Origin of the sequence: Methylorubrum extorquens (genome assembly GCF_024169925.1) — a bacterium.
Classification (GTDB): Bacteria; Pseudomonadota; Alphaproteobacteria; order Rhizobiales; family Beijerinckiaceae; genus Methylobacterium; species Methylobacterium extorquens_A.
In genome coordinates this window covers 2,113,372-2,136,796 of the sequence record NZ_JALJXF010000001.1, presented here as the reverse complement: position 1 = coordinate 2,136,796, position 23,425 = coordinate 2,113,372, and the positions used below count along the sequence as shown (strand labels likewise).

At 69.9% G+C, this 23,425-nt stretch carries 21 protein-coding genes, 2 tRNA genes and 1 pseudogene; 13 read left to right on the top strand and 11 right to left on the bottom strand.

The genetic code is table 11. From position 1 onward, the window contains the following. The 3 genes from J2W78_RS10020 to J2W78_RS10010 all read right to left on the bottom strand — a co-directional run bounded on the left by J2W78_RS10020 (position 1) and on the right by J2W78_RS10010 (position 4,725). A complete protein-coding gene (locus J2W78_RS10020) occupies positions 1–2,040 on the bottom strand; it encodes a pseudouridine synthase (protein ID WP_253370195.1) in 2,040 nt (679 codons plus the stop codon). A gap of 90 nt (positions 2,041–2,130) precedes the next feature. Next, complete coding sequence (locus tag J2W78_RS10015) at positions 2,131–2,307, bottom strand: DUF1328 domain-containing protein (protein ID WP_012456035.1); 177 nt, start codon at positions 2,305–2,307, stop codon at positions 2,131–2,133. Between the two features lie 315 nt (positions 2,308–2,622). Next, positions 2,623–4,725, bottom strand: coding sequence for a putative bifunctional diguanylate cyclase/phosphodiesterase (locus tag J2W78_RS10010; protein WP_253370194.1), 2,103 nt, complete (start codon positions 4,723–4,725; stop codon positions 2,623–2,625). A 356-nt stretch (positions 4,726–5,081) separates the two neighbouring features. Here J2W78_RS10010 and J2W78_RS10005 point away from each other — a divergent pair, with 356 nt between their 5' ends. After that, complete coding sequence (locus J2W78_RS10005; protein WP_253370193.1) at positions 5,082–5,999, top strand: alpha/beta fold hydrolase; 918 nt, start codon at positions 5,082–5,084, stop codon at positions 5,997–5,999. Positions 6,000–6,003: 4 nt separating this feature from the next. Here J2W78_RS10005 and J2W78_RS10000 read toward each other — a convergent pair whose 3' ends face one another. The 3 genes from J2W78_RS10000 to purD all read right to left on the bottom strand — a co-directional run bounded on the left by J2W78_RS10000 (position 6,004) and on the right by purD (position 8,516). After that, positions 6,004–6,705 carry an SDR family NAD(P)-dependent oxidoreductase gene (locus J2W78_RS10000; protein ID WP_253370192.1) on the bottom strand — a complete coding sequence of 234 codons (702 nt, stop codon included), beginning with the start codon at positions 6,703–6,705 and terminating at the stop codon, positions 6,004–6,006. 72 nt (positions 6,706–6,777) lie between these two features. Continuing rightward, positions 6,778–7,221, bottom strand: a complete 444-nt coding sequence (locus tag J2W78_RS09995) for a nucleoside deaminase (protein ID WP_253370191.1) — start codon at positions 7,219–7,221, stop codon at positions 6,778–6,780. Further along, positions 7,221–8,516 carry a phosphoribosylamine--glycine ligase gene (gene purD, locus J2W78_RS09990; RefSeq protein WP_253370190.1) on the bottom strand — a complete coding sequence of 432 codons (1,296 nt, stop codon included), beginning with the start codon at positions 8,514–8,516 and terminating at the stop codon, positions 7,221–7,223. The genes J2W78_RS09995 and purD overlap by 1 nt, the downstream gene beginning before the upstream one ends. Positions 8,517–8,599: 83 nt before the next feature. Between purD and J2W78_RS09985 the strand changes: the two genes are divergently transcribed. Together J2W78_RS09985 and J2W78_RS09980 are read left to right on the top strand one after the other, a co-directional pair. Then, on the top strand, positions 8,600–9,349 hold the full coding sequence (locus J2W78_RS09985; protein WP_253370189.1) for a hypothetical protein: 750 nt from the start codon (positions 8,600–8,602) through the stop codon (positions 9,347–9,349). An 86-nt stretch (positions 9,350–9,435) separates the two neighbouring features. Next, positions 9,436–9,651 carry a hypothetical protein gene (locus tag J2W78_RS09980; RefSeq protein ID WP_253370188.1) on the top strand — a complete coding sequence of 72 codons (216 nt, stop codon included), beginning with the start codon at positions 9,436–9,438 and terminating at the stop codon, positions 9,649–9,651. A 12-nt stretch (positions 9,652–9,663) separates the two neighbouring features. On the opposite strand, the gene J2W78_RS09975 is transcribed toward J2W78_RS09980, so the two are convergent. Next, complete coding sequence (locus J2W78_RS09975) at positions 9,664–10,161, bottom strand: hypothetical protein (protein ID WP_253370186.1); 498 nt, start codon at positions 10,159–10,161, stop codon at positions 9,664–9,666. A gap of 174 nt (positions 10,162–10,335) precedes the next feature. On the opposite strand from J2W78_RS09975, the gene xseA reads away from it, so the two are divergent. The 3 genes from xseA to J2W78_RS09960 all read left to right on the top strand — a co-directional run bounded on the left by xseA (position 10,336) and on the right by J2W78_RS09960 (position 13,388). Then, positions 10,336–11,904 (top strand): exodeoxyribonuclease VII large subunit, encoded by a 1,569-nt coding sequence (xseA, locus tag J2W78_RS09970; protein ID WP_253370184.1) that lies wholly within the window; start codon positions 10,336–10,338, stop codon positions 11,902–11,904. Between the two features lie 142 nt (positions 11,905–12,046). After that, positions 12,047–12,274 (top strand): DUF4170 domain-containing protein, encoded by a 228-nt coding sequence (locus tag J2W78_RS09965; protein ID WP_003599504.1) that lies wholly within the window; start codon positions 12,047–12,049, stop codon positions 12,272–12,274. A 169-nt stretch (positions 12,275–12,443) separates the two neighbouring features. Then, the gene (locus J2W78_RS09960; protein ID WP_003599505.1) at positions 12,444–13,388 is read left to right on the top strand and encodes a ribose-phosphate pyrophosphokinase; all 945 of its coding nucleotides are present in this window, start codon (positions 12,444–12,446) and stop codon (positions 13,386–13,388) included. Between the two features lie 131 nt (positions 13,389–13,519). Here the strand turns inward: J2W78_RS09960 and greA are convergent, their stop codons facing one another. From greA to J2W78_RS09945, 3 genes are all read right to left on the bottom strand, one after another. Beyond that, entirely contained in the window at positions 13,520–13,984 is a 465-nt protein-coding gene (gene greA / locus J2W78_RS09955; RefSeq protein WP_253370182.1) for a transcription elongation factor GreA, read from the bottom strand. A 20-nt stretch (positions 13,985–14,004) separates the two neighbouring features. Further along, a complete protein-coding gene (acuI, locus tag J2W78_RS09950) occupies positions 14,005–15,003 on the bottom strand; it encodes an acrylyl-CoA reductase (NADPH) (RefSeq protein ID WP_253370180.1) in 999 nt (332 codons plus the stop codon). 92 nt (positions 15,004–15,095) lie between these two features. Further along, entirely contained in the window at positions 15,096–15,707 is a 612-nt protein-coding gene (locus J2W78_RS09945) for a hypothetical protein (protein ID WP_253370178.1), read from the bottom strand. 481 nt (positions 15,708–16,188) lie between these two features. Between J2W78_RS09945 and fdxA the strand changes: the two genes are divergently transcribed. The 5 genes from fdxA to J2W78_RS09920 all read left to right on the top strand — a co-directional run bounded on the left by fdxA (position 16,189) and on the right by J2W78_RS09920 (position 19,536). Then, a complete protein-coding gene (fdxA, locus tag J2W78_RS09940; RefSeq protein WP_253370176.1) occupies positions 16,189–16,527 on the top strand; it encodes a ferredoxin FdxA in 339 nt (112 codons plus the stop codon). Positions 16,528–17,047: 520 nt separating this feature from the next. Further along, positions 17,048–17,638, top strand: coding sequence for a CarD family transcriptional regulator (locus J2W78_RS09935; protein WP_060771135.1), 591 nt, complete (start codon positions 17,048–17,050; stop codon positions 17,636–17,638). A 283-nt stretch (positions 17,639–17,921) separates the two neighbouring features. Continuing rightward, entirely contained in the window at positions 17,922–18,794 is an 873-nt protein-coding gene (locus tag J2W78_RS09930) for an RNA polymerase factor sigma-32 (protein WP_253370173.1), read from the top strand. 543 nt (positions 18,795–19,337) lie between these two features. Further along, positions 19,338–19,414, top strand: a tRNA-Pro gene (locus J2W78_RS09925). A gap of 45 nt (positions 19,415–19,459) precedes the next feature. After that, positions 19,460–19,536 (top strand) — tRNA-Arg (locus J2W78_RS09920). Between the two features lie 236 nt (positions 19,537–19,772). On the opposite strand, the gene J2W78_RS09915 is transcribed toward J2W78_RS09920, so the two are convergent. Next, positions 19,773–20,348 carry a hypothetical protein gene (locus J2W78_RS09915; RefSeq protein ID WP_253370171.1) on the bottom strand — a complete coding sequence of 192 codons (576 nt, stop codon included), beginning with the start codon at positions 20,346–20,348 and terminating at the stop codon, positions 19,773–19,775. Positions 20,349–20,713: 365 nt separating this feature from the next. On the opposite strand from J2W78_RS09915, the gene J2W78_RS09910 reads away from it, so the two are divergent. Together J2W78_RS09910 and J2W78_RS09905 are read left to right on the top strand one after the other, a co-directional pair. Further along, the gene (locus J2W78_RS09910) at positions 20,714–22,873 is read left to right on the top strand and encodes a TonB-dependent receptor (RefSeq protein ID WP_253370169.1); all 2,160 of its coding nucleotides are present in this window, start codon (positions 20,714–20,716) and stop codon (positions 22,871–22,873) included. Between the two features lie 78 nt (positions 22,874–22,951). Next, positions 22,952–23,392 (top strand): annotated as a pseudogene (locus tag J2W78_RS09905) (transposase); the annotation flags it as partial. Positions 23,393–23,425: the final 33 nt, after the last annotated feature.

Genomic DNA, 23,425 nt, shown 5'->3' with positions numbered 1-23,425 from the left:
CTACGCGTCACCGCGCGGCGGACGGCTCGGGCGTCCACCCCCACGCGGGCCCGGCTTGCCGCCACCGGGACGTCCGCCGGGGGCACCGCCGGGCTTGCCGCCGGGACGTCCGCCCAGGCGCCCACCGGGCCGGCCGCCGCCACCGGGCTTGAAGTCGCCCCGCGGGCCACCTTTCGCTCCGCCCTTGAAATCGCCCCTGGCGCCGTCGCGGTCGCCGCCCTTGAAGCCGGGCTTGCCGCCGAAGCTCTTGCCCGCACCACCACCGGGGCCCTTGCCGGGGCCCTTGCGGAAGGCGGGACGATCGGACGCCTCAGCGCCGCGCGGCGGCCGGGCCGGACGCTCGCCCTCGGCAGCACGGGGCCGGTCGCGCGGGGGGCCGCGCCGCTCGGGCGGGCGCCCTTCGCTCGGGCGCTCGCGGCGGGGTGCGCCCTCGCCGCGCTCATGGAAATCACGTTGAGGCCGGCCCTCGCTCCGCTCGCGCGGCGGGCGTCCCTCGAAGTCGGACGGGCGCTCGCGGGGCGGGCCACGCCGCTCGGCCGGTGCGGCCTCCCCGTCCTCACGGCGGCGAGGCCGGGCATCGCCCGCGGGGGCGCCGCGGCGGAACTCGTCCCGGCCCGGCCGCTCGTCGCGGGTGCGGTTCTCGCGCGGCCCCTCGCTGCGGGGTCTATCCTCCCGCGGCCGGTCCTCGCGCGGACGATCCTGGCGCGGACGATCCTGGCGCGGACGATCCTGGCGCGGCCCGTCTTCGCGCGCCCTGTCGCGGGGGGCGGAGCGCTCCTCCTCGCTGCGAAAGCGGACCCGGCGGTGCGGCTCGGGCGCAGGGGTCTCGGGCGAAGGCTGAAGCCGCTCCACCAGCACCCGGCGCTCGCCGGCCGCCTGGATCGCTCCGACCCGCTCGCGGCCGCGCTCGGCCGCCGCCGCGCGGGCGGTCTTGGGGTCCATGCCCCGGCGCGGCACCTTCGAGGCACGGGGCCGCGTCTCTTCGTCGGCGCGCCACACGGTCGGAGAGGGCGGGCGCGGTGCCGGGCGCGCACCGGCGCGGGGTGCGGCAGGGCGGGCGGGATCACGCGGCGGACGGCCGGACGACCCGCCGCGAGAGCCCGAGCGGGCCTCCGACGAGCCCTCGTCGCGCGCGCCCTGACGGCCCCGTCCCGCGGGCGCCGCGGGCTGCGCGGCACGCGTCGCCTTCTTCGGGCTGCCGAAGGGGGCGATCGTCTCGCGCACCGGGCTCTCGAAATCGACGCCGGCCTGCTCGGCGAGGTTCTTTCCGAGCTGCTCCTTCAGAACCTTGGTGCGGATCTCCTCGACGAGACCGACTTCGAGGTCGCCGAGCTGGAAGGGTCCGAACGAGAGCCGGATCAGCCGGTTCACCGACAGGCCGAGATGCTCCAGGATGCGCTTGACCTCGCGGTTCTTGCCTTCGCGCAGGCCGAGCGTCAGCCAGACGTTGTCGCCCTGCGCCCGGTCGAGGGTCGCCTCGATCGGGCCGTACTCCATGCCGTCGACGGTCAGGCCCTTCTTCAGCTTGTCGAGATCGGGCTGGGTCACGTCACCGAAGGCGCGCACCCGGTAGCGGCGCAGCCAGCCGGTATCGGGATGGGCGATGACCTTGGCGAGCCCGCCGTCGTTGGTGAGCAGCAGCAGCCCTTCGGTGTTGATGTCGAGCCGGCCGATGGCGACGACCCGCGGCAGTTCCTCGGGCAGGCCGTCGAAGACCGTCGGGCGCCCTTCCGGGTCGCGAGCGGTGGTGACGACGCCGCGCGGCTTGTGCAGCAGCCACAGCCGGGTCCGCTCGCGGGCGGGCAGGGGCTCGTCGTCCACCGTGATCCGGTCGGAATCGGTCACGTTGATCGCCGGCGAGGTCAGAACCTTGCCGTTGAGGGTGACGCGGCCGGCCTCGATCAGGGCCTCCGCGTCGCGGCGGGAGGCGATGCCGGCGCGGGCGATGGCCTTGGCGATGCGCTCGCCCTCGGGCACGGCGGGCGGATTCACGGGCTGATCCGCGGGCACGGCCGGGGAGGGGTCTGGAATGTCGGTCATCCGCGCCCCTTATCAGAGCAGCGGGTTGCACAAAAGGAAAAGGCGGCCCTCGCGGGCCGCCCTTTCATCGAACCGTGCGGTTCAAGTCGGTCACAGTCGCGGCGAGCGGCCGCGCACCGCGCCCATCACCGCCGAGATCAGGAACAGCGCGATCGCGACGAAGAACACGATCTTGGCCGCCTCCATGGCGGTGCCGGCGATGCCGCCGAAGCCGAGCAGCGCGGCGATCAGAGCGACGACGAGAAAGGTAACAGCCCAACCGATCATGGTATCCTCCTGACGCCCGTCTCAGACGGTGTCTTGCAGTGTCTTCGAAGTCTGTCCTGGCTGAGAAATTGCCAAGCTGCCGGAATCGTTCCGTCGATGGCATTGAAATCGGTTGCGGAGGCGAAGCGTTCCGGAAAACCGCCCGGCTCCACCGCGCTCGGCCGGCCCACGAGGTGCGGAGGATGGCGCCCGGACGATGCGTCCGGAGGGACGCAGCAGGGAGGGGAGGGGCGGTGCTGCGACGCCTGAAGGCACCCGGAGCATATCCCCCAGGCGCTCGAAAGCGTCCGAACAGAACCCCTTTCCGAAAATTCCTCAGGCCGCCAGCGTCGGCGCGGGCCGGCCCTCGGCCGCGGTCCCGGCGTCGAGCAACACGGCGATCTCGTGGAGCGGGAGGGGCGGGCTGAACAGGTAGCCCTGCACCTCCTGCGCGCCCTCCGCCCGGATCGTGGCGAGTTGCGGCTCGGTCTCGACGCCCTCGACCAGCGTGGTGATGCCGAGGCTCGCCCCCAGGCTGACGATGGCGCGGATGATCGCGCCGGCCTCCGATTGGGCAGCGCAGTCGCGCACGAAGGAGCGGTCGATCTTGATCTTGTCGAAGGGGAAACGGCGCAGGTAGCTGATCGAGGAGTAGCCGGTTCCGAAATCGTCCATGGAGATGCGCACGCCGAGCCGGCGCAGGGTATGGAGCGTTTCGAGGTTCGCCTCGGTGTCTTCGAGCAGCACGCTCTCGGTGATCTCCAGTTCGAGCCGGCTCGCCTTGAGGCCGCTGGCGCCAAGTGCGCCGAGCACGCTCTGGACGAAGCCGCGGTGGCGCAGTTGCAGCGGCGAGACGTTGACCGCCACACTGATCTCGCCCGGCCATGCCACGGCGTCGCGGCAGGCTTGGCGCAGCACCCACTCGCCGATCGGCACGATCAGGCCGGTCTCCTCGGCCAGCGGGATGAACACCGTCGGGCTCACGAGCCCGCGCTCGGGATGGTGCCAGCGGACCAGTGCCTCCATGCCGGTGATGCGGTTGTCGGACAGGTCCACGAGCGGCTGATAATGCAGTTCGAAGCGGTCCTGCACGAGCGCCTCGCGCAGCTCGCGTTCGAGGCAGAGCCGCTCGCGCAGGGTCTCGTCCATCTGTGGTTCGAACAGGCGGACGGTGCCGCGCCCCTCGGTCTTCGCCTCGTAGAGGGCGAGGTCGGCCTCCTTGAGGAGGCGCTCGATGTCGTGCGGGACGTCGCCCTCGGCCAGGGCGATGCCGACGCTCATCCCGATCTCGACGGTGATCCCGTCGAGGGCGTAGGGCGCGGCCACGACCTCGATCAGGCGCTCGGCCAGGGTCGCGGCCCCGACGGCATCCTCGACGCGGGAGAGGACCGCGAATTCGTCGCCGCCGAGCCGGGCCACGACGTCGTGGCTGCGCACATGCCCGCGCAGGCGCTCGGCCACCGCCCGCAGCAGGGCATCGCCCACCGCGTGGCCGAAGCTGTCGTTGACCGGTTTGAACCGGTCGAGGTCGAGGCAGAGGACCGCGAGCGGCGCCTCCGCGTCGGTGCGCAGGGCCGCGAGCGATTCGGCGCCGATCTCGCGCAGGCGAGTGCGGTTGGGCAGGTCGGTGAGCCCGTCGTGGCGGGCCATGTGGATGATGCGCGCCTCGTTGCGCCGCCGCTCGGTGATATCCTCGAAGGTCGCCACCCAGCCGCCGCCCTCGGCCATGGGCCGGTGGGTCACGGCGATGACCCGCCCGTCGGCGAGTTCGCGCAAAACCGATTTCGACCCGTCTGCGCTGAGCGAGGTGCGGGTGCCCTCGCTGATCGCATCGACCGTGGCGCCGCGCTTGTAGCGCCCGAGCGCCACCAGCATCTCGATGATGGCGCGCTGGCCCATGCCGACATGGACCGCGTCGTCGGGCAGGCCGAAGATCTCCAAGTAGCGCCGGTTCCACACCAGGAGCCGCTGCTCCGCATCGAACATGCACAGGCCATGCGTCATGTTCTCCAGCGCCGCGTCGAAGCGCCGGTTCTGCTCGCTGAGTTCGGCATGCGTCTCGACCAGGGTGCGCCGGGTCCGTTGCTGCTCGGTGACGTCGCTGCCGACGCCGCGATAGCCGAGGAAATCGCCCTCGAGCGAGAAATGCGGGCGGCCGCTGATCTCGAACCAGCGCGGCGTGCCGTCGGGATGGCGGTAGACGTAGGTGAAGTCGCGAAACGGGCGGCGGGCGGCGATCGTCTCGCGGTAGACGGCAAGGCTCGCACCCTCCCCCTCGCAGACCAGGGCCGACCGCGCGAGCCCGATCAGGTCCGCCGGAGGCCGGCCCAGCAGACGCTCGGCGCCCGGGGAGACGTAGCTGAAGCAATCCTCGGCATCGGTGGCCCAGAGCCAGTCGAAGGCGATTCGCGCGAGTTCTTCGAGGTCGTTCAGGGTCATGGCACTACCGAAGGCAAGCCGAAGCTTCGATGGCAAATGTAAATATTTCCTCATGCCCACGACTTGATCATTCTGCCCAAATTTCCGACCAAACTCTGTCGTGCCAAGTGCAGACGAGACCTGTGACGGCCGCCCGAATGGCATAGGCCGACGAGAATCCCGCACGGTTGCAACAATGCTGTCTCATACCAAATCCGTTTGATCCCTTCGGGATAGCGGATTTGGACGTCGCTCAGGCGCCGCGCGGGCTTGCTGACACTGTCCCCCCGAGCGACCGTCCGCTCGGGAACTCCGGAGCCTTCGCCCCGCCGGGCCGTTGTCCGCAGGCACGAAACGTCGGAGGGGAAGGACAGCGGATGGCCGAGGGCGACGACCTGTTTCCCGGCTTCGCGCCGCTCTGGATCGAGGGGCCGGCGGGCCGCTGGTTCGGCCGGGCCGGGGGGCCAGAGACGGCGCCGCCGCTCCTGCTGCTGCACGGCTTTCCGCAGAGCCACGCGATGTGGCACCGGCTGGCGCCGGCACTCGCCGAGACGCACCGCGTCATCGCCCTCGACCTGAAGGGCTACGGCTGGTCGGCCGCGCCGGATTCGGGGAGCGGAGAGAACGCCTACGCCAAGCGGCGGCTCGGGGCGGAGATCGTCGCGGTGATGGAGCGGCTCGGCCACGTCCGCTTCGCGCTGGCCGGTCATGATCGCGGCGCCCGCGTCGGCTACCGGCTGGCGCTGGACGAACCCGGCCGGATCGAACGGCTCGCGCTGCTCGACATCGTGCCGACCGAAGTGCAGTGGGCCCGCATCGAGGCGAACCCCGAAGCGAATCCGCACTGGCCGTTCCTGTCGCGCCCCGCCCCGGAACCGGAGGACACGATCCGCCGCGATCCGGACGGCTATTTCGAGGGGCTGCTGCGCGATTGGACCGCCGCGCACGATCTGAGCGCGTTCGACGCCCGTGCGCTCACCCTCTACCGGCAGGCCTGGAACGTCCCCGAGCGCATCCACGCGATGTGCGAGGATTACCGGGCCGGCGGCGCCGACGGGCCGGACCGCGCCGCCGACCGCGCCGACCTCGCCGCGGGCCGGACCCTGGCGATGCCGGTGCTCGTGCTCGCGAGCGAAGCCTATCTCGACCGGAACAAAGCCGAGACCGCGCTGGCGGCCTGGCAGCGGACCTTTGCGCCAAAGGCTCAGGGCGCGCAGATCCCCTCCGGCCACTTCATGGCCGAGGAAGCGCCGGAGCTGACGCTGCGGGCGTTAACGCGCTTTCTCGCGGCCTAACGCCTCAAAAGCACTCGACCCACGGCCGCAGGGCGATCTCGTCGGTCCAGGCGCTGCGATCCTGGCGCAGGAGGGCGAGGTAGCCTTTCGCGATCGCATCCGGGTCGAGGGTCGCGTCGGGGCGATCCCCCGGATCGGGCCGGGCGGCGGAGCGGATGGCGCCGTCGATCACGACATGGGACACATGAATGCCCTGGGGTTGCCACTCGCGGGCAAGGCTCTGGGCGAGGCCGCGCAGGGCGAACTTGCCCATGGCGAAAGGGGCGGAGCCCGCAAAACCCTTCACGCTCGCAGAGGCGCCGGTGAACAGGATCGCGCCGTGGCGGTGGGGCAGCATCCGCCGGGCGGCGGCCTGGGCCACGAGGAAGCCGCCATAGGCCGAGACCGCGAGCGCGCGGGCCACCGCCTGCGGATCGAGATCGACGGTGGCGCCGCGCAGCCGGCCGCTGGCGTTGTAGACCACCACGTCCGGCGCACCGCCCAGCGCCGGTTCGAGCCGGGGGAACAGCGCCTCGACCTGCCCCGGATCGGTGGCATCGCAGGCATGGACCACGGCCCCCGTCTCCGCGGCGAGATCGCTCAGCTTTTCGACATTTCGCGCGGCAAGCCCGACCTTCAGCCCCTCGGCCGTGAACAGGCGCGCCAGCGAGGCGCTCAGACCGGGGCCGGCACCGACGATCAGGGCGCGCTGGTAGGTCGGGACCATGGGACGGAGCTCCGTGCGGCATCGCGGGACGTGAGCCGAACGCGCCGCGCGCCGCCGCGGTTCGCCTCCCGCTCACCCCCGCCTTTCCGAAAAGAAGCCCCTGAGGAGGCCCGCCGCCTCGCCCTCGCGAAAGCCGGAATAGACCTCCGGCGCGTGGTGGCAGGTCGGCTGGTTGAACACGCGGGGCCCGTGCTCGACGCCGCCGCCCTTGGGGTCGGAGGCGGCGTAGTAGAGGCGGCGGATGCGGGCGAAGGCGATCGCGCCCGCGCACATCGGGCAGGGCTCCAGGGTCACGTAGAGGTCGCAGCCCGTCAGCCGCTCGTCGCGCAGCGCGGCGCAGGCGGCGCGGATCGCCAGGATCTCGGCATGGGCCGTGGGGTCGCACAGCGTGCGCGGCCGGTTGCCCGCGACCGCGAGCACGGTTCCGTCCCGCACCACGGCCGCGCCGACCGGCACCTCGCCCAGAGCCGCGGCCTCGCGGGCGGCGGTGAAGGCTAGGTCGAGGAAACCGGGCATTACGTGCCCGAGGCGGCCGCTTCGCGGGCGACCTCCCGGGCGCCGATGTCGCTGCGGAAGAACCCATCCGGCCAGTCGATACGCTTCACCGCCGCGTAGGCGCGCTCCTTCGCCTCGCGCACGCTGGCGCCGAGCGCCGTGACCGCGAGCACCCGGCCGCCATCGGCGAGCAGCCGGTCGCCGTCGCGGCGGGTGCCGGCCTGGAACACCAGAACCCCCTCATCGAGAGCCGCCTCGGCGCCGCGGATCTCGGTGCCGCGGGTCACCGCGCCGGGATAGCCTTGCGCCGCCATCACCACGGTGAGCGCGGCGCGGGCGGCGTCAAAACCGATGGCGACGCCGGAGAGGTCGCCCTTGGCCGCCGCCAGCAGCGCCGGCACGAGGTCGCCGGTCAGGCGCGGCATCAGCACCTGCGCCTCGGGATCGCCGAAGCGGGTGTTGTACTCGATGAGCTTGGGGCCCTCCGCCGTCAGCATCAGCCCGGCATAGAGGATGCCGGCGAACGGCGTGCCGCGGGCGGCCATGCCGGCCAGCGTCGGCGCGATGATCCGCGCCATCACCGTCTCGGTGATCTCCGGCGTGACGATGGAAGCGGGGGAATAGGCGCCCATCCCCCCCGTATTGGGGCCGAGGTCGCCGTCATGGACGCGCTTGTGGTCCTGCGCCGTCCCGATCGGCACCGCACGGGTCCCGTCGCAGAGTGCGAAGAAGCTCGCCTCCTCGCCGAACAGGCACTCTTCGATGACGAGCGCCCCGCCCTCGCTGCCGTCGAGGATCGCCCGCACGGCGGCCTCGGCCTCGGGCAGCGTCTCGGCCACGGTCACGCCCTTGCCGGCGGCGAGCCCGTCGGCCTTGACCACGATCGGCGCACCGCGCGTGCGGAGATAGGCCAAAGCCGGTTCGAGATCGGTGAAGCGTGCGAAGGCGGCGGTGGGGATGTCGTGCTCGGCGCACAGATCCTTGGTGAAGCCCTTCGAGCCTTCGAGCTGTGCGGCGGCCTTCGTCGGCCCGAAGGCGGGGATGCCGGCGGCCTGAAGGTCGTCGACGAGCCCGGCGACCAGCGGCGCCTCCGGCCCCACCACCACCAGCCCGACCCCTTCCGCCCGGCAGAACGCGACGACGGCAGCGTGATCGGACACCGCGAGGTCCGGCCGGTTCTCCCCGTGCTGCGCCGTCCCCGGATTGCCAGGGGCGATGAACAGCCGCGTGCAGAGCGGCGATTTCGCGATGGCCCAGGCCAGCGCGTGCTCGCGCCCGCCGGAGCCGATGAGCAGGATGGAGAAGGGCTCGGTCATGGGAAGAACCCTATCCAAAAAATTTTGGGCCGGGGAAAGGGCGTTTCGCGTTTGCCCCGGCAACGCAAGGGAGACCCCGCCGCATGGCGCCGCACGATCGTCAGCCAGACCGTCACGAGGGGCCGGGCCGAAAACGGCGCGGGCTGGGCCTGGAAGGCGCCAACACCCTGGTGCAGACGCTGGCGATCCTCGGGGCAGGGGCCTGGGGCGTCTACACCTTCGTCTACGAGGCGCGGATCAAGCCGGGGCTCGCCCCGCCCTCGGTCTCGGTAAAGACCGATCTGGCCCGGGTCGGCGAGCGCGGCGACCGGGTGGCGATCCGCTCGACCGTGACCCGCACCAATGTCGGCCAAGCGGGCGTGCGCGTGCTCGGACTGACCTACACCGTGGTCGGCATCCGCACCCGCTTCTCCGAGCCGGGCGACGACACGGCAGCTGGGATGGCGGCGCGGGAGGCCGCCTTCCGGGCTTCGCTCTCCGGCACGGCGAACGTCGATGCCGCCCGCGATTACGTGCGCGAGAGCGACGGGACGCCGATCCTGCGCCAGGGGCTGCTGTTTTCCGGCGCGACGCCGCTCCCGAGCGAGCCCTCCGACCTCAACCCGGGCGAATCCGTCTCCCGCGACGTGATCATCTACGCCGACCGCAAGACCTTCGACGCGGTGCGCTTCGAGGTGCGGCTCGCCTACGCCAAGGAGGACGACCCAGCGGTGCGCCTGCGCTTCGAGGCGGGGGCGGACGGAGTGCTCGCGACCGTCCCGGCCGAACCCTGCCCCACGCCGGCATGCCCGCTGCGGACCACGGATTTCGCCACCGAATTCTCGCTGTGGTGAGCGCGTCGGCGCAGCCCTCCGCCGGGATCGTTTTATCCCGTGCGCCGGACGGAACGGTTGGCCGGGCTCACCTGTTGATGAGTGCCATGCCGATCTGTCGCCACTCGATCGCCCCCCCAGCCCGCACGCCCCGCGAGCAGCCCATCGTTCGGCTGTCGCACTACGTGGTGAAGCGTCGCTCTGCGCCACGGGCCGCCAACGACAACCGCCGCTCACGGCTCGCGCCGGTCTGGCCCTGGGCCATGGCGGCCGCTGCCGCCCCGGCCGTGACAGCGGCGCTGATCCTCACGCGCCTGATCTGACGCCGGGCGCCTTCATCGCGCACCTGATCGGCCGCCGTCCGACCGGCGCGGCATCTCACCCTTGAGCGCCCGCCGCATCCGAAACGCCGTCTCGTGCAGGGCGTGCGCGCCCTTCGCCCAGGCCCGGCCGCCGAGCCGGAACGGCCGCGACAGACTCTCGACCCGCTCCAGCCGCTGACGTAACGAAGCGACCTGCCGCTTCTGGGTGATACGCTCCACCTCCTCGATAGAGGGCAGGGCGCCGGAGTTCTCCTCCGGCCGCAATTCGCGGCTCATCCGGATCTTCTCCGCATCCGCCACGCTGGCGAGCGCCCGACCGCATCCGGCCCGGTCGAGGTCCGGCGGCAGGAACGGGCGTAGCGTGTCGTAGAGATCGTCGGGGTCCTGCGCGAAGCGGGGAAACTTGATGAGGCAGAGCGGCACGTCGTGGTCGAGTAGCCGCTCCACCAGGGTGTGGAAGGCGTGGCCGAGAGGGACTTTTTGCCGCCAAGGGCGAGCCAGGATCTTCAAGCGATGCGGTTGTGCCTCATCGTTACGCTTTAATGCCTCCGATGCCGTCGCTCGAACGGGGCGGCGGGTCGGGGATACGGAACGCGGCTCCGGCGCCACACCCAGACGCCGTTCCCCAGCCGATCGCGCGGTCGGCCTTTACCTCACCCGGCCCGTTCCCTAGCGTCCGGCCCCATGCCGCTCGTGCCCCCGCCACGTCCTGCGACCTCTGCCGCCGCCGTGCCGCCGCCGGGAGAGCCGGCGCCCTCGGCGTTGCTCCAGGCCAACGCCCCCGAATGGTCGGTCGGCGATCTCGCCGCCGCCCTCAAGCGCACCCTGGAGGACGCCTTCGGGCATGTGCGCCTGCGCGGCGAGATCACCGGCTATCGCGGGCCGCACGGCTCGGGCCACGCCTACTTCTCGCTGAAAGACGGCTCGGCGAAGATCGACGCGGTGGTGTGGAAGGGCGTGCTCGGGCGGCTGCGCCAGAAGCCCAAGGAGGGGCTCGAGGTCGTCGCCACCGGCAAGATCACAACCTTTGCCGGAAAGTCCTCGTACCAGATCGTCATCGACTCGATGGAGCCCGCCGGCATCGGCGCCTGGATGGCGCTGCTGGAGGAGCGCAAGCGCCTGCTCGCCGCCGAGGGGCTGTTCGAGGCGGACCGGAAGCGGCCGATCCCGTTCCTGCCGCGGGTGATCGGCGTCGTCACCTCGCCGACCGGCGCGGTGATCCGCGACATCCTCCACCGGCTGGAGGACCGCTTTCCCCGCCCCGTGCTGGTCTGGCCGGTGCGGGTGCAGGGGGAGGGGGCGGCGGACGAGATCGCCGCCGCCATCCGCGGCTTCAACGCGCTCGCGCCCGATGGCCCGATCCCGCGGCCGGACGTGCTGATCGTCGCCCGCGGCGGCGGCTCGATCGAGGATCTCTGGGCCTTCAACGAGGAGGCGGTGGTGCGCGCCGCCGCCGAGTCCGAGATTCCCCTGATCTCCGCCGTCGGCCACGAGACCGACACGACGCTGATCGACTTCGCCTCCGACCGCCGCGCCCCGACGCCCACGGGCGCCGCCGAGATGGCGGTGCCGGTGCGGGCCGAACTCAGCGCCCAGGTTCACGAACTCGGCGCCCGGCAGGCGGGCACGATGCTGCGGCGGATCGAGCGCGAGCGGGCGGATTTCCGGGCGCTGGTGCGGGCGATCCCCGGCGCCGACGCCTTCCTCGCCGTCAAGCGCCAACGCCTCGACCTCGCCGACGCGCGGCTGCGGCCGGCGCTCGCCGCCAACGCCCGCGATTCCCGCGAGCGCCTGAACCGCCTCGCCGACCGCCTCACCCGGCGCTCCCCGGCGATCGCGCTGGCCGAGGCGCGGGCACAACTCTCCGCCATCGACCACCGCCCGCGCACCGCCATGACCCGCATCGTCGAGCGCCGCCGCGACCGGCTCGACGCGCTCACCGGCCTGCTCGGGGCGCTGAGCTACAAGGCCGTGCTTGCCCGCGGCTACGCACTCGTGCGCGACGCCGACGGCCTGCCGGTGCGCTCGGCCGCGGCCGCCGCCCACGCTGCGCGGTTCCAACTGCAGTTCGCCGACGGCGCGATTTTTGCGCGCCCCGAGGATGCTCCCGACGACCCCGTTGCGCGCCCCCTTGCCGACGCCCCGCCCTCACCGCGCCCGAAGCGCGCGCCCCGCCGGACGACGTCCGAGTCCACTCCGAAGGCCGCGGAAGCCGCACCGCAGCCCCCCGCGCGGCAAGGATCGCTGTTCTGACCGTTCGCGGCCGGACGCTGTCCCGCCCCGGGGTCACCCCCTCCTTGCGCGGCACGCACCTTGACCGGCCCGGCCGGCTCTGCGACCGAGCGGCACGGCTCCTGCCTCACCGGCGGGCCTCAGAATCCCGCAGGAGAGACGCGTGACCACGACGATCGACTCGGACCAGAAGCTCCACCTCGTGTTCGGCGGCGAGCTGGAAGATGTCTCGGGCGTGCGCTTCCGCGACGTGAAGGATCTCGACATCGTCGGCGTCTTTCCCGACTACGCCTCGGCCCAGACCGCGTGGCGCTCGAAGGCGCAGGCCACCGTCGACAACGCGCAGACCCGCTACTTCATCGTCCACCTGCACCGCCTGCTGGAACCGTGAGGGGGGCGGGGCGGGGCTTCGCGCCTTGAAGTCCTTCTATCGAAGCCATTGTGAGGGCTGGGCCCTACTGGTATGAGCCGCGCGGCCGGATGCTTGTGCGGTCTCGGACGTAATCGTTTCGCGTCGCGTCCCGCGAATGACTTGCAGTGTGAGCCGAGAGACGCCCGGCATGACGTCGTCCATCAAGATCATCGCCGGCAACGCGAGCCGTCCGCTGGCGGAAGCGATCGCCGGCTACCTCGAATTGCCGCTCGCGAACTGCATGGTCCGGCGCTTCGCCGACATGGAGATCTTCGTCGAGCTGCAGGAGAACGTGCGCGGCGAGGACGTGTTCATCGTCCAGTCGACCTCGTTCCCGGCCAACGACCACCTGATGGAGCTGCTGATCATGATCGACGCGGCGCGTCGGTCCTCGGCACGGCGCATCACGGCGGTGATCCCCTATTTCGGCTATGCCCGGCAGGATCGGCGCACCTCGGGCCGCACGCCGATCTCGGCCAAGCTCGTCTGCAACCTCATCACCGAGGCCGGCGCCGACCGGGTGTTGACGCTCGATCTCCACGCCGGACAGATCCAGGGCTTCTTCGACATCCCCACCGACAACCTGTTCGCGGCGCCCGTGATGGTGCGCGACATCAAGGAGCGTCTCGCCCCGGGCGAGCGCATGGTGGTCTCGCCCGACGTCGGCGGCGTGGTGCGTGCGCGCGCGCTCGCCAAGCGCATCGACGCGTCGCTGGCCATCGTCGACAAGCGACGCGAGCGGGCGGGCGAGTCGGAGGTGATGAACATCATCGGCGACGTCGAGGGCCAGTCCTGCATCCTCGTGGACGACATCGTCGATTCCGGCGGCACGCTGGTGAACGCGGCCGAGGCCCTGCTCAACGCGGGCGCCAAGGAGGTCTCGGCCTACATCACCCACGGGGTGCTGTCGGGCGGGGCGGTCTCGCGCATCGCCGCCTCGCGGATGAAGGAACTCGTCATCACCGACTCGATCCTGCCGACGCAGGCGGTGAAGCTCGCCCGCAACATCCGCGTGATCTCGATCGCGCCGCTGCTCGGCGAGGCGATCGGGCGCACGGCGACGGAATCGAGCGTGTCGAGCCTGTTCACCTGATCCAGGTCCGGGATTCCAAACGGATCATCCCTTTGGCGGGGTGTTGGGGCAGCGCCCCAACGTTCCTCCCCCAGGGCTCCGCCCTGGAACCGCGAAACGGCTCGCCCTTTCGAAACCCCTGACTTTTTTGGTCAGCGGATCTCGGCGATCTCGAACTCGTGGTCGTTCACCGTCACGGTGTCGCCGACCCCCTTGCCGGTCAGCGCGCGAGCCAGCGGCGCGACGTAGGAGATCGAGCCGGCCGACGGGTCGGCCTCGTCCTCGCCGACGATCCGAAACGTCTGCCGGGTCTCGTCCTCGCGCAGCACGGTCACCGTTGCGCCGAAGCGCACGGTCTCGCCCTCGAACGCCTCGACCGGCTCGGCCGAGTTCTTCCGCGCGGTCCAATAGCGCAGATCGCGCGAGACACGGCTGTGGTCGGCCTTGTCCTGCTGCGGCGAGAGGCTGGACAGCTCCGCCTCCAAGCGCGCCACCTCGGCGTCGATCTGTGCGAGGCCCTCGGGCGTCACATAGTTGGTGTGGGAGGAGATGGGCCGATCGGGAAGATCCTCGAAGGCCTCGCCACCTTCCGGCTCACGGACGAATGCTCTGCTCATAAGATATGCAATGCCCAAGCCTAAGCCGCGGTTCCACCGATCGTGACGACGGTGCGGCCCCGCACCTGACCGTCGAGCAGGGTTTCGGCGAGGCCGCCCACCTCCTCCAGGGAGACCGTCCGCGTCATGACTTTAAGCCGATCCCGGTCGAGGTCGCGCGCGAGCCGTGCCCAGGCCTCGCGGCGGGGCCCTTGCGGCGTCGTCACGCTGTTGATGCCGAGCAGGGAGACTCCGCGCAGGATGAAGGGCGCGACCGAACTCGGCAGGTCCATGCCCCCGGCATTGCCGCAGGCGGCAATGGCACCGCCGCCCTTCGTCATTGATAGGGCGTTGGCGAGCACCCGGCCGCCGACCGCGTCGATGCCTGCGGCCCAGCGCTCCTTGGCCAGGGGGCGCGGCTCGCCCGCGAGCGCCTCGCGCTCCAGGATTTCGGCCGCGCCGAGACCTCTCAGGTAATCGGCCTCGCCGCCCCGGCCGGTCGCGGCGATGACGTGCCAGCCGGCGCGCTTCAGGAGCGCCACCGCCACCGAACCGACGCCGCCGGAGGCCCCCGTCACCAGCGCCGGCCCGGCCTCGGGGGTCAGTCCGTGCCGCTCCAGGGCGAGAACCGAGAGCATCGCCGTGTAGCCCGCGGTGCCGATCGCCATGGCCTCGGCCGGGCTCAGGCCTTCGGGCAGCGGCACCAGCCAGTCGCCACGCACCCGGGCGCGCTCGGCGAGCCCCCCGAGATGCGTCTCGCCGACGCCCCAGCCGGTGAGCACCACGGCGTCGCCGGCCCGGTAGTCTGGATGCGCCGAGGCCTCGACGGTGCCGGCGAAGTCGATGCCGGGGATCATGGGGAAGCGGCGCACCACCGGCATCCGGCCGGTCATGGCGAGCCCGTCCTTGTAGTTCAGGCCCGAATGGGTGACCCGCACGGTGACGTCGCCGTCCATCAGGTCGGCCTCGTCGAAGTCGCGCAGGGCGAGGCTCTGGCCGGCCTCGCCCTTCTCGATCACCCAGGCTCTGAACGCCGCCATGGTCCGCTCCTCCCGTTTTATGTCGGGAAGGGAGCTACGGCGGTTCAGCCCTGAATCAAGGCCGGCGACCGAGACCGACGCGGCAGCGGGCCTCAATACCCGTCGTAGATGCTGCCCTGAGAGAAGCCGAGGCCCACCGCCACATCCGCAGAGGAGGCGCCGGCGATGCCGAGGGCGTCCGGGATCGAGCCGACCCCAAGGGGACCATAACCAGGTCCATAACCGGGACCGGCACCGAAATCGGGGCCGCCCGCGGGCACCCAGGCGGCGCGAGCGGGCTGCACCAGCACCCGGCGCTGCGTGGTGGTGTAGACCGGCGGCAGAGTGTGGGGGATCGCCTCCGGCGGCCGCACCAGCACGCGGCGGGTCTGCACGGCGTAGCGCGGTGGCGTGGTCACCCAGCAACCGACGAGTTGGCCGTAGGCATCGGTGCGCGTCTCCCAACGGCGCGCTCCGGGCGCGATCAGCACCCGCTCGGACACCGTGTCGTAGATCGGCGGCGTGGTGCGGTAGACGGTGCGCGGCGGCTGGACCAGCACCCGCTCTGCGACGGTGTCGTAGACCGGCGGCGTCACGACGCGGCGGTAGCACTCGGCGCTGACGCAGCCGTCCCCGGCCTGCGCGGGCGCGGCCATGACGACCGCCGAGACGGCGGCGACGGCAAGAGAAGGGAACAGGCTCGAGCGGGGCAGGGGAGTGGCCATGGAACAACCTCGGAACGCGACTTCGATACGATTTCGGGGCGCCTGCGAGTCCCGTGCGGACCTCAGCGTGGCATGCCATTCGACGTACAGAGTGCGGCCAAGGTTGCTTTCCGGACAAGCTCGATTGCCAAAGACAGTAAAATTAACCAATGACTAAGACTACGCAGATCTAAACACCGAACCTCGACTTCGAATTCCGGCCGACAGGCGGGATCGCACCGGATCGGGGACGGGGGCGGAGGCGTTGCCGGAAAACCCTTCGCGCCGCGCAGGGGAGGGCGGGCGGCAAGGCGCGCTTGTCAGCCCATCGGCCAAGGGCTAGAGCGCTTCCAAATCGGGCGGCGGCGGCGCCCGGAACGCTTGAAACCGCCGCACGAGGGGATCGCATCCGCGAGCGGGTGACGAGCCGGTGAGGAGCGCGCCCGCCCCGGCCCAGGCAAGCCCCCATCCAGGCAAGCGGATTTTAAGGACCGAACGGCCTATGACCTACGTCGTCACCGACAACTGCATCAAGTGCAAGTACATGGACTGCGTCGAGGTGTGCCCCGTGGATTGCTTCTACGAGGGCGAGAACATGCTCGTCATCCATCCCGACGAATGCATCGATTGCGGCGTCTGCGAACCGGAATGCCCCGCCGAGGCGATCAAGCCCGACACCGAGGGCGATCTGGAGGGCTGGCTGAAGCTCAACGCCGACTACGCCAAGACCTGGCCCAACATCACCCAGAAGAAGGACGCCCCTTCCGACGCCAAGCAGTGGGATGGCGTGGGTGGCAAGCTGGAGGCGCATTTCTCGCCCAATCCCGGCTCCGGCGACTGAGCCCCTCCGCCCTGCGCTAACCGGCAGCGCGGCGGCACAGGCTCGGGAAACGCGGCGGCCTCTCGTCGCAGCCGGTTCATCCGGGGCGATCATCCGAACGCACCACGGCCTCCCTCGAAAGATCCGCCGGAAGCCCCGGCGCCGCTCTTTTCGATCCGTGCAAAACCTTCGATCCTCCCATGCGGAGATGCGCCCGCGCGCCGGCAATCCTTTGATTCGCCGGCCCGTTCGTGTTACATGAGGGCTCGCCGTCGCTCACGCTCGATGCGCCCCCTCCTGATCGCCTTCAAAGCGAGTTCCGTCTTCCTGGAAAAGAGGTTGGCTGCGATCGACCGCCGGAAGCATCTCGCTCCCGGCGGGTGCCTTCGTGTGGTGTGAGCAACGCGAGAGCCCGGGAACCGGCCAGCGCCTCAATGGTGCGCCGCCGGACAGAGGCATGCGCCGGGTGTCCCGCCCCGGAGGTGACGAGCGTGCGGGCGTGGACGCGCCCCGCGTGGATGACAGTGGAGGCTCATTCCGCATGACCACAGCCAAGAAGACGACGGTAGCAGGCCGCCAAGGCTTCAAGACCGGCGAGGCGGTCGTGTATCCGGCGCACGGCGTCGGGCGGATCACCGCGATCGAAGAGCAGGAGATCGCGGGCTACAAGCTCGAGCTGTTCGTCGTCTCGTTCGAAAAGGACAAGATGGTCCTGCGCGTCCCCACCGCGAAGGCCAACAGTGTCGGCATGCGCAAGCTCGCCGAGCCGGAACTCGTCAAGAAGGCCCTCGACGTGCTGACCGGCCGCGCCCGCATCAAGCGCACGATGTGGTCGCGCCGCGCCCAGGAATACGAGGCCAAGATCAATTCCGGCGACCTCATCTCGGTCACCGAGGTGGTACGCGACCTCTACCGCTCCGAGGCCCAGCCCGAGCAGTCCTACAGCGAGCGTCAGCTCTACGAGGCCGCCCTGGACCGCGTCGTGCGCGAGATCTCCTCGGTGAACAAGATCACTGAGACCGAAGCGCTCAAGCTGATCGAGCAGAGCCTCGCGAAATCGCCGCGCCGCGCCAAGGCCGATGCGGAAGCCGATGCCGAGGGCGAGGACGACGTACAGGAAGAAGCCGCCTGAGACGGGCTCGCGCAGCGAATCAGACCGCTGCACGATTCGTACGTACGAACCAGAGGGCTCGGCGCCATGCCGGGCCCTTTTTTCATGCGGCGACCGTACAGCTCTTGATCCTTTCGTCTCCAACGCCATGCGCCCGCAGGGAACAAGCGTCGCATGGATGTGTTGTGCCTCTGCCACGGATGGCTTGCCCCATGGTCGGGTCCGGCGTTTCGCTGACCGACGGGACCGATGCGAGCCGATCTGAAACGCTCGAACCAAGAATGCTCGAACGAGAGAGGCGGGGATGGCAGAAATCGCGGGGATGCGGCGTCAGTTCATTCGAACAGCGATGGAGGCGCCGTTCCTTGCGAGGGACGAAGAGCGTGGGCTGGCGGTGGCCTGGAAGGAAGCACGCGACGAGCGCGCCCTGCACCGTCTGATCTCCGCGCATATGCGTCTTGTGATCGCGCTCGCCGGCCGGTTCCGCCATTACGGCCTGCCGATGGCCGATCTCGTGCAGGAGGGCCATGTCGGCCTGATGGAGGCGGCGGCCCGGTTCGAGCCGGAACGCGAAGTCCGCTTCTCCACCTACGCCACATGGTGGATCCGCGCCTCGATCCAGGATTACATCCTGCGCAACTGGTCGATCGTGCGCGGCGGAACGAGTTCCGCGCAGAAGGCGCTCTTCTTCAACCTGCGCCGCCTGCGCGCCCGGCTGATGCAATCGACCGAGGAGCAGGTCGGCTCCGAGATCCACGGACGGATCGCGACCGCCATCGGCGTCTCACGCGAGGACGTGGCGCTGATGGATGCGCGCCTGTCGGGACCCGACATGTCGCTGAATGCGCCCGTCGGCGAGGAGAGCGAAGCGTCCTCCGAGCGCATGGACTTTCTGGTCGACAACGCTGCCCTGCCCGACGAAACGGTCTCGGCCCTGGTCGATGGCGAGCGACGGTTGGTCTGGCTGCGACAGGCCCTGACGGTGCTCTCTGAGCGCGAGTTGCGGATTCTGCGGGAACGGCGCCTCGCCGAGGATCAGGCGACCCTGGAAGCGCTGGGTCACCGCCTCGGCATTTCGAAGGAGCGCGTCCGGCAGATCGAGAACCGTGCCCTGGAGAAGCTGCGTCGGGCGCTCGCCGAGAGGTTCCCGCAGGCACCGAGCAGCGTCTACGCCTGATTTTCGAGGCAGGTCTGATCAAGGGCGGCACCGGTGTGCCGCCCTTTTGCGTTTCAGATCACAATTCGAAGGAGGGAGCCGCCTGTTCGACGGATCATCTCGACCGTGCCCTGGCAGCGGAGCGAGTCGCCCGAGGCGCTGGCCAGCTGCAAGTCGAGACACGGACGCTCTTCGCCCCCCACCAAGCCGGTAAACCCCGTCACAAGGGCGATGCGCCCGTCACTGGTCACTGCAGGGCCAACCAACAGGGTGTCACGTGGTCGCTCAGATGCCGGCCGTTCCCGCCCTGGCGCCCAGGCGCGACAGGGAACCGTCTCGCGAAGGACGCGTCAGGGCACCACCCCGCTATGCCGCGATGCGGCCGCGCAAAATGATAATTTTTAAATTCCTATATTTGTCAGCAGCTTACTATCAAAAAAACCAGGTCTTGAGCGCGAAAAACCGCCCTTGCCGCGCAAGAACAGCCACGAAGCGCCCCAACCCGCTTGCGACCACGAAAAGTGCCGGCTATAAGCCCGCTCGTCGGCCCTCGGGGGCCGGCATCGGAGTGTAGCGCAGTCTGGTAGCGCACCACGTTCGGGACGTGGGGGTCGCAGGTTCAAATCCTGCCACTCCGACCAAGAAAGAAGAGGAGCACCCTTCAAGGGTGTCAGGAAGTAAAAAAGGCGCCCGTAGCTCAGCTGGATAGAGCACCAGACTACGAATCTGGGGGTCAGAGGTTCGAATCCTTTCGGGCGCGCCATTAACTTCATAAGCTGGAATAAGGGGTGAGATAGTATCTAGCCCCTTTTGCATTTCTGGGGCTGCTTACCAGAAATGGCGGCTGCTAAGCGCATGGCAAGCGTGAACGTGCCAGCCAGCCAAATTCAACGGGAAGCTCGCCAGCGCCCGCTGATGTGCCGCAGCCATCCAAGATGCCCGCAGCGCTCTGCCGCCGTCCTGATGCCTCCTGTTGATTTAGTGAACCCAGGCGCCGAGCTAGGCGGTTCGGCTCTGCGGCGCGAAACCGTGCCGAGCTAGGATCTCGGCTTCGGCGGCGTCCTCCGGCTCCGGCAAGGTCCGTGCGGCCTCCGCCATGGCGGCTTCCCGAGCCTGCTGCTCACGATGCTTGCGCTCGCACTCCTCGTCTACAAGAACGCGACCCACCTCGCTCTGGAAGGATCGCCAATCGCACGCCTTGATGCCCGCGATGATCGAGTCGAATTCGTTGCCGAGGCGCTGGCGCAGCAACTGGGCGACGCGACGGGCTGGCGGTGGTGCGGCTGGGCCGAGGCGGAAGTCGCCGGATGCTCTTCCGGCCCGCTCGGCGGCGCGCATCGCCTCGACCTTTGCGCGGTGTTCCTCCATGAAGCGGGCCTGCGCGGCGCTCGTCTCCGCCTGTCGGGCCTCGGCTTCTCGGCGCTGGAGGATGGTGCGGGCAATCTCGTCCTCTGCCGTCTCATTAGCCTTGGTGCGGGCCTCCCGCTCACGGCGGCGGCGCTCCCGGTATTCGTCGAGTTCGGCCCTGGCGAGTCGCTTGGCTTCCTCGATTGCGTTGTCGTGTGCGTCGGTCATGTCAGAGTCCGGCCTCGGTCCGGTAGTGCGCAGCCCGAGCAGCTTACGGTCCCGAGCCGGCTGATGTTCTATCGGTGCAGCGGCCAGGCCAGACCCACAAAAACCTTGCCAGGACAGACTCGATTGTCGAACGACTTGATAAATCCATGTCTTTCTTAGAAGTATTCTAGCTAAATCGTGTAGCGGCGCCGCAACAGCTGCAAACACATGATATATTTTAAGAAGGATCGGAGTTGCGCCTTGGGCTGGACTGGCCGACTGACGCTCGAGGAAGGCCGTTGCGGCGGGACGCCTGCGCCCCTCGCCTCTTCAGGAGTTGCATGCTCATGTCGTACCCTGGACACGCGCATCCCGGATACGCATCCATGGGGCAGGACCGGCGGCTCGGCCTCTGTCTCGCTGTGGTGGTGGCGGCCGGCTGCGTCTCCGGCGCGGCCGCGCAGGAGGAGGTGCGGATCGAGGAGATCTCCGTCGCGGGCAGCAGCGGCGGCAAACCCGTGCCGGCGAACCGCAATGCCGTCGTCGGCCCGCCCCCGCCCGCCTATCCCGGCGGCGTGGTCGGCTCCGGCTCGCGGCTCGGCCTGCTGGGCAACCGCAACGTCTTCGACCAGCCGTTCAGCTCGACCAGCTATACCGAGAAGCTTATCCGCGACCAGCAGGCGCGCAACGTCCAGGACGTGGTCAACAACGACCCGTCGATCCGCACCAACGTGCCGGCCTTCTCCGGCATCCTCGGCTTCTTCGTGCGCGGCTTCCCCGTCTTCGCGCAGGACATTGCCTTCAACGGCCTGTTCGGCGTCGCCGACGCGTTCAACCCTGCCATCGAACCGATCGAGCGCGTGGAGGTGCTGCGCGGCCCCTCGACCCTGCTCTCCGGCGTTCCCCCCTTCGGCAATATCGGCGGCATCATCAACCTGATCCCGAAGCGCGCCGGGGAGGAGCCGCTGACCCGCGTCACGCTGGGCTACGGCAACGACGCCCAGATCTACAAGGCGATCGACGTCAGCCGCCGGTTCGGCGAGGCGAAGGAGTGGGGCATCCGCTTCAACGGCGCCGTCAACAACGGCCGCACGCCGATCGACAACCAGTCCATCCATTTCGGCGTCGCCGCGCTCGCGCTCGACTACCGCGGCGAGCGCCTGCGGGCGAGCCTCGATCTCGGCTACCAGGAGCTCGACTTCCAGTCGCCCCTGCGCAACCGCAACGTGGCGGCGGGGGTGCGCATCCCCCGGGCGCCCGACCTCACCCTGAACCAGCACCAGCCCTGGGAATTCCGCGACAGCGCCAACCGGCAACTCGCCACCCGGGTCGAGTACGACCTGACGCCGGACCTGACGCTGTACGGCGCCTACGGGCGCTCCAACTTCCGGCAGGAATATTTCGGCGGCGTCCTGACGATCTTCAACACCCGCGGCGACTACCGCGACCCGATCAGCTACCTGCCGTTCCTCATCGTCAACCAGACCGCGGAGGCCGGCCTGCGCGGCACGTTCGAGACGGGGCCGGTCAAGCATAGCTTCGGCCTCGCCGCGGTCGGCTTCTGGCAGGACCTCGCCCAGCCGACGGCGCAGGTCGTCGGGGCGACGATCGTGTCGAACCTCTACGATCCGGTCTACGTCGCCCCGCGCTCGACCGTCGGCCTGTCGAACGCGACGCCGCGCACCTCGAGCCGCATCAACCGCAGCATCGCCATCGCCGACACGATGTCGATCCTCGACGACCGGATCCTGCTCACCGTCGGGGGACGCTGGCAGAGCCTCGACGTGAACGCCTACAACCAGACCACCGGTTTCCGCACCGGCGCGAGCGAGAGCGGCGCCTTCTCGCCGGGCCTCGGCCTCGTGGTGAAGCCGTTGGAGCGGCTCTCCCTCTACGCCAACTACATTGAGGGACTGACCTCGCCGGCCCCGCCGATCGCCGCGCGCAACGCCAACGAAGCCTTTCCGGCCGCCGTGTCGCGGCAGACCGAGGTCGGCGCCAAGTACGATTTCGGCACCGTCGGCGTCGGCTTTGCCGCCTTCGAGATCGAGCAGCCCTTCGGCTTCCTCGACACGGCCACCCAGCTATTCTCGGTCGATGGGCGCCAGCGCAACAGCGGCGTCGAGCTGACGGTCTTCGGCGAGCCGGCGCCGGGCCTGCGCCTGCTCGGCGGCGTCAGCCTGCTCGACGGCGTGCAGGTGCGCTCGCAGAACCCGGCCAATGTCGGGCGCGTCGCCGTCGGCGTCCCGGACGTTCAGCTCAACCTCTACGGCGAGTACGACCTGCTGCCGGGCCTGAGCCTGAGCGGCCGGGTGATCTACACCTCGGCGCAGTACTACGATCTCGCCAACAGCCAGAAGATCCCCGACTGGGCGACGCTCGATCTCGGTCTGCGCTACGCCACCGTGTTCCAGGACCATCCGCTTACGCTCCGGGCGAACGTCGTCAATGTGACGGGCAACAACTACTGGGCCTCGACGGGGCGGGGCATCCTGAGCCAGGGGGCGCCGCGGACCGTTCTGCTCTCGGCCTCCATGGATTTCTAGCAGGCTGCTGAAGAAGTCGCTGGCAGGCTTGTCGCGGAGATGACTCTCTCTGATCCGAGACAGGTGTGAGGTCGGGCGATGCGTGGGCGTGAGGAACGGTCGGAGAGCCTGTTCAGCTACGTTCGCCTGGAGGAACGCGTTCCGGCCGATCATCCGCTGCGGCCGATCCGGGCTTTGGCCGACGAGGTTCTGGCGGGGCTGAACGGACGCTTCGAGGCGCTGTGTTCCCAGATGGGGCGGCCCTCGATCCCGCCGGAGATGCTGCTGCAGGCGTTCTTCTCGGTGCGCTCCGCGCGGATGCGGATGGAGCAGATCGACGACAATCTGCTGTTCCGGTGGTTCGTCGGCCAGAAGATGGATGCCGCGGTCTGGCATCCGACGGTGTTCACGCACAATCGCGACCGACTGCTGGAAGCGGAGGTCGCCCGCGCCTTCCTGTCGGGCCTGCTGGCGCTGAAGCCGGTCAAGCGGCTCCTGTCGAGCGACCACTTCTCCGTCGATGGCACGTTGATCGAGGCCTAGGCGAGAGGGGCGACCCAGGCTGGACCGAGG

Excerpts from the sequence above, each read along its gene's own strand:
- J2W78_RS10020 (WP_253370195.1), bottom strand. The coding sequence starts at position 2,040 with ATGACCGACATTCCAGACCCCTCCCCGGCCGTGCCCGCGGATCAGCCC.
- J2W78_RS10015 (WP_012456035.1), bottom strand. The coding sequence starts at position 2,307 with ATGATCGGTTGGGCTGTTACCTTTCTCGTCGTCGCTCTGATCGCCGCG.
- J2W78_RS10010 (WP_253370194.1), bottom strand. The coding sequence starts at position 4,725 with ATGACCCTGAACGACCTCGAAGAACTCGCGCGAATCGCCTTCGACTGG.
- J2W78_RS10005 (WP_253370193.1), top strand. The coding sequence starts at position 5,082 with ATGGCCGAGGGCGACGACCTGTTTCCCGGCTTCGCGCCGCTCTGGATC.
- J2W78_RS10000 (WP_253370192.1), bottom strand. The coding sequence starts at position 6,705 with ATGGTCCCGACCTACCAGCGCGCCCTGATCGTCGGTGCCGGCCCCGGT.
- J2W78_RS09995 (WP_253370191.1), bottom strand. The coding sequence starts at position 7,221 with ATGCCCGGTTTCCTCGACCTAGCCTTCACCGCCGCCCGCGAGGCCGCG.
- purD (WP_253370190.1), bottom strand. The coding sequence starts at position 8,516 with ATGACCGAGCCCTTCTCCATCCTGCTCATCGGCTCCGGCGGGCGCGAG.
- J2W78_RS09985 (WP_253370189.1), top strand. The coding sequence starts at position 8,600 with ATGGCGCCGCACGATCGTCAGCCAGACCGTCACGAGGGGCCGGGCCGA.
- J2W78_RS09980 (WP_253370188.1), top strand. The coding sequence starts at position 9,436 with ATGCCGATCTGTCGCCACTCGATCGCCCCCCCAGCCCGCACGCCCCGC.
- xseA (WP_253370184.1), top strand. The coding sequence starts at position 10,336 with ATGCCGCTCGTGCCCCCGCCACGTCCTGCGACCTCTGCCGCCGCCGTG.
- J2W78_RS09960 (WP_003599505.1), top strand. The coding sequence starts at position 12,444 with ATGACGTCGTCCATCAAGATCATCGCCGGCAACGCGAGCCGTCCGCTG.
- greA (WP_253370182.1), bottom strand. The coding sequence starts at position 13,984 with ATGAGCAGAGCATTCGTCCGTGAGCCGGAAGGTGGCGAGGCCTTCGAG.
- acuI (WP_253370180.1), bottom strand. The coding sequence starts at position 15,003 with ATGGCGGCGTTCAGAGCCTGGGTGATCGAGAAGGGCGAGGCCGGCCAG.
- J2W78_RS09945 (WP_253370178.1), bottom strand. The coding sequence starts at position 15,707 with ATGGCCACTCCCCTGCCCCGCTCGAGCCTGTTCCCTTCTCTTGCCGTC.
- fdxA (WP_253370176.1), top strand. The coding sequence starts at position 16,189 with ATGACCTACGTCGTCACCGACAACTGCATCAAGTGCAAGTACATGGAC.
- J2W78_RS09935 (WP_060771135.1), top strand. The coding sequence starts at position 17,048 with ATGACCACAGCCAAGAAGACGACGGTAGCAGGCCGCCAAGGCTTCAAG.
- J2W78_RS09930 (WP_253370173.1), top strand. The coding sequence starts at position 17,922 with ATGGCAGAAATCGCGGGGATGCGGCGTCAGTTCATTCGAACAGCGATG.
- J2W78_RS09915 (WP_253370171.1), bottom strand. The coding sequence starts at position 20,348 with ATGACCGACGCACACGACAACGCAATCGAGGAAGCCAAGCGACTCGCC.
- J2W78_RS09910 (WP_253370169.1), top strand. The coding sequence starts at position 20,714 with ATGGGGCAGGACCGGCGGCTCGGCCTCTGTCTCGCTGTGGTGGTGGCG.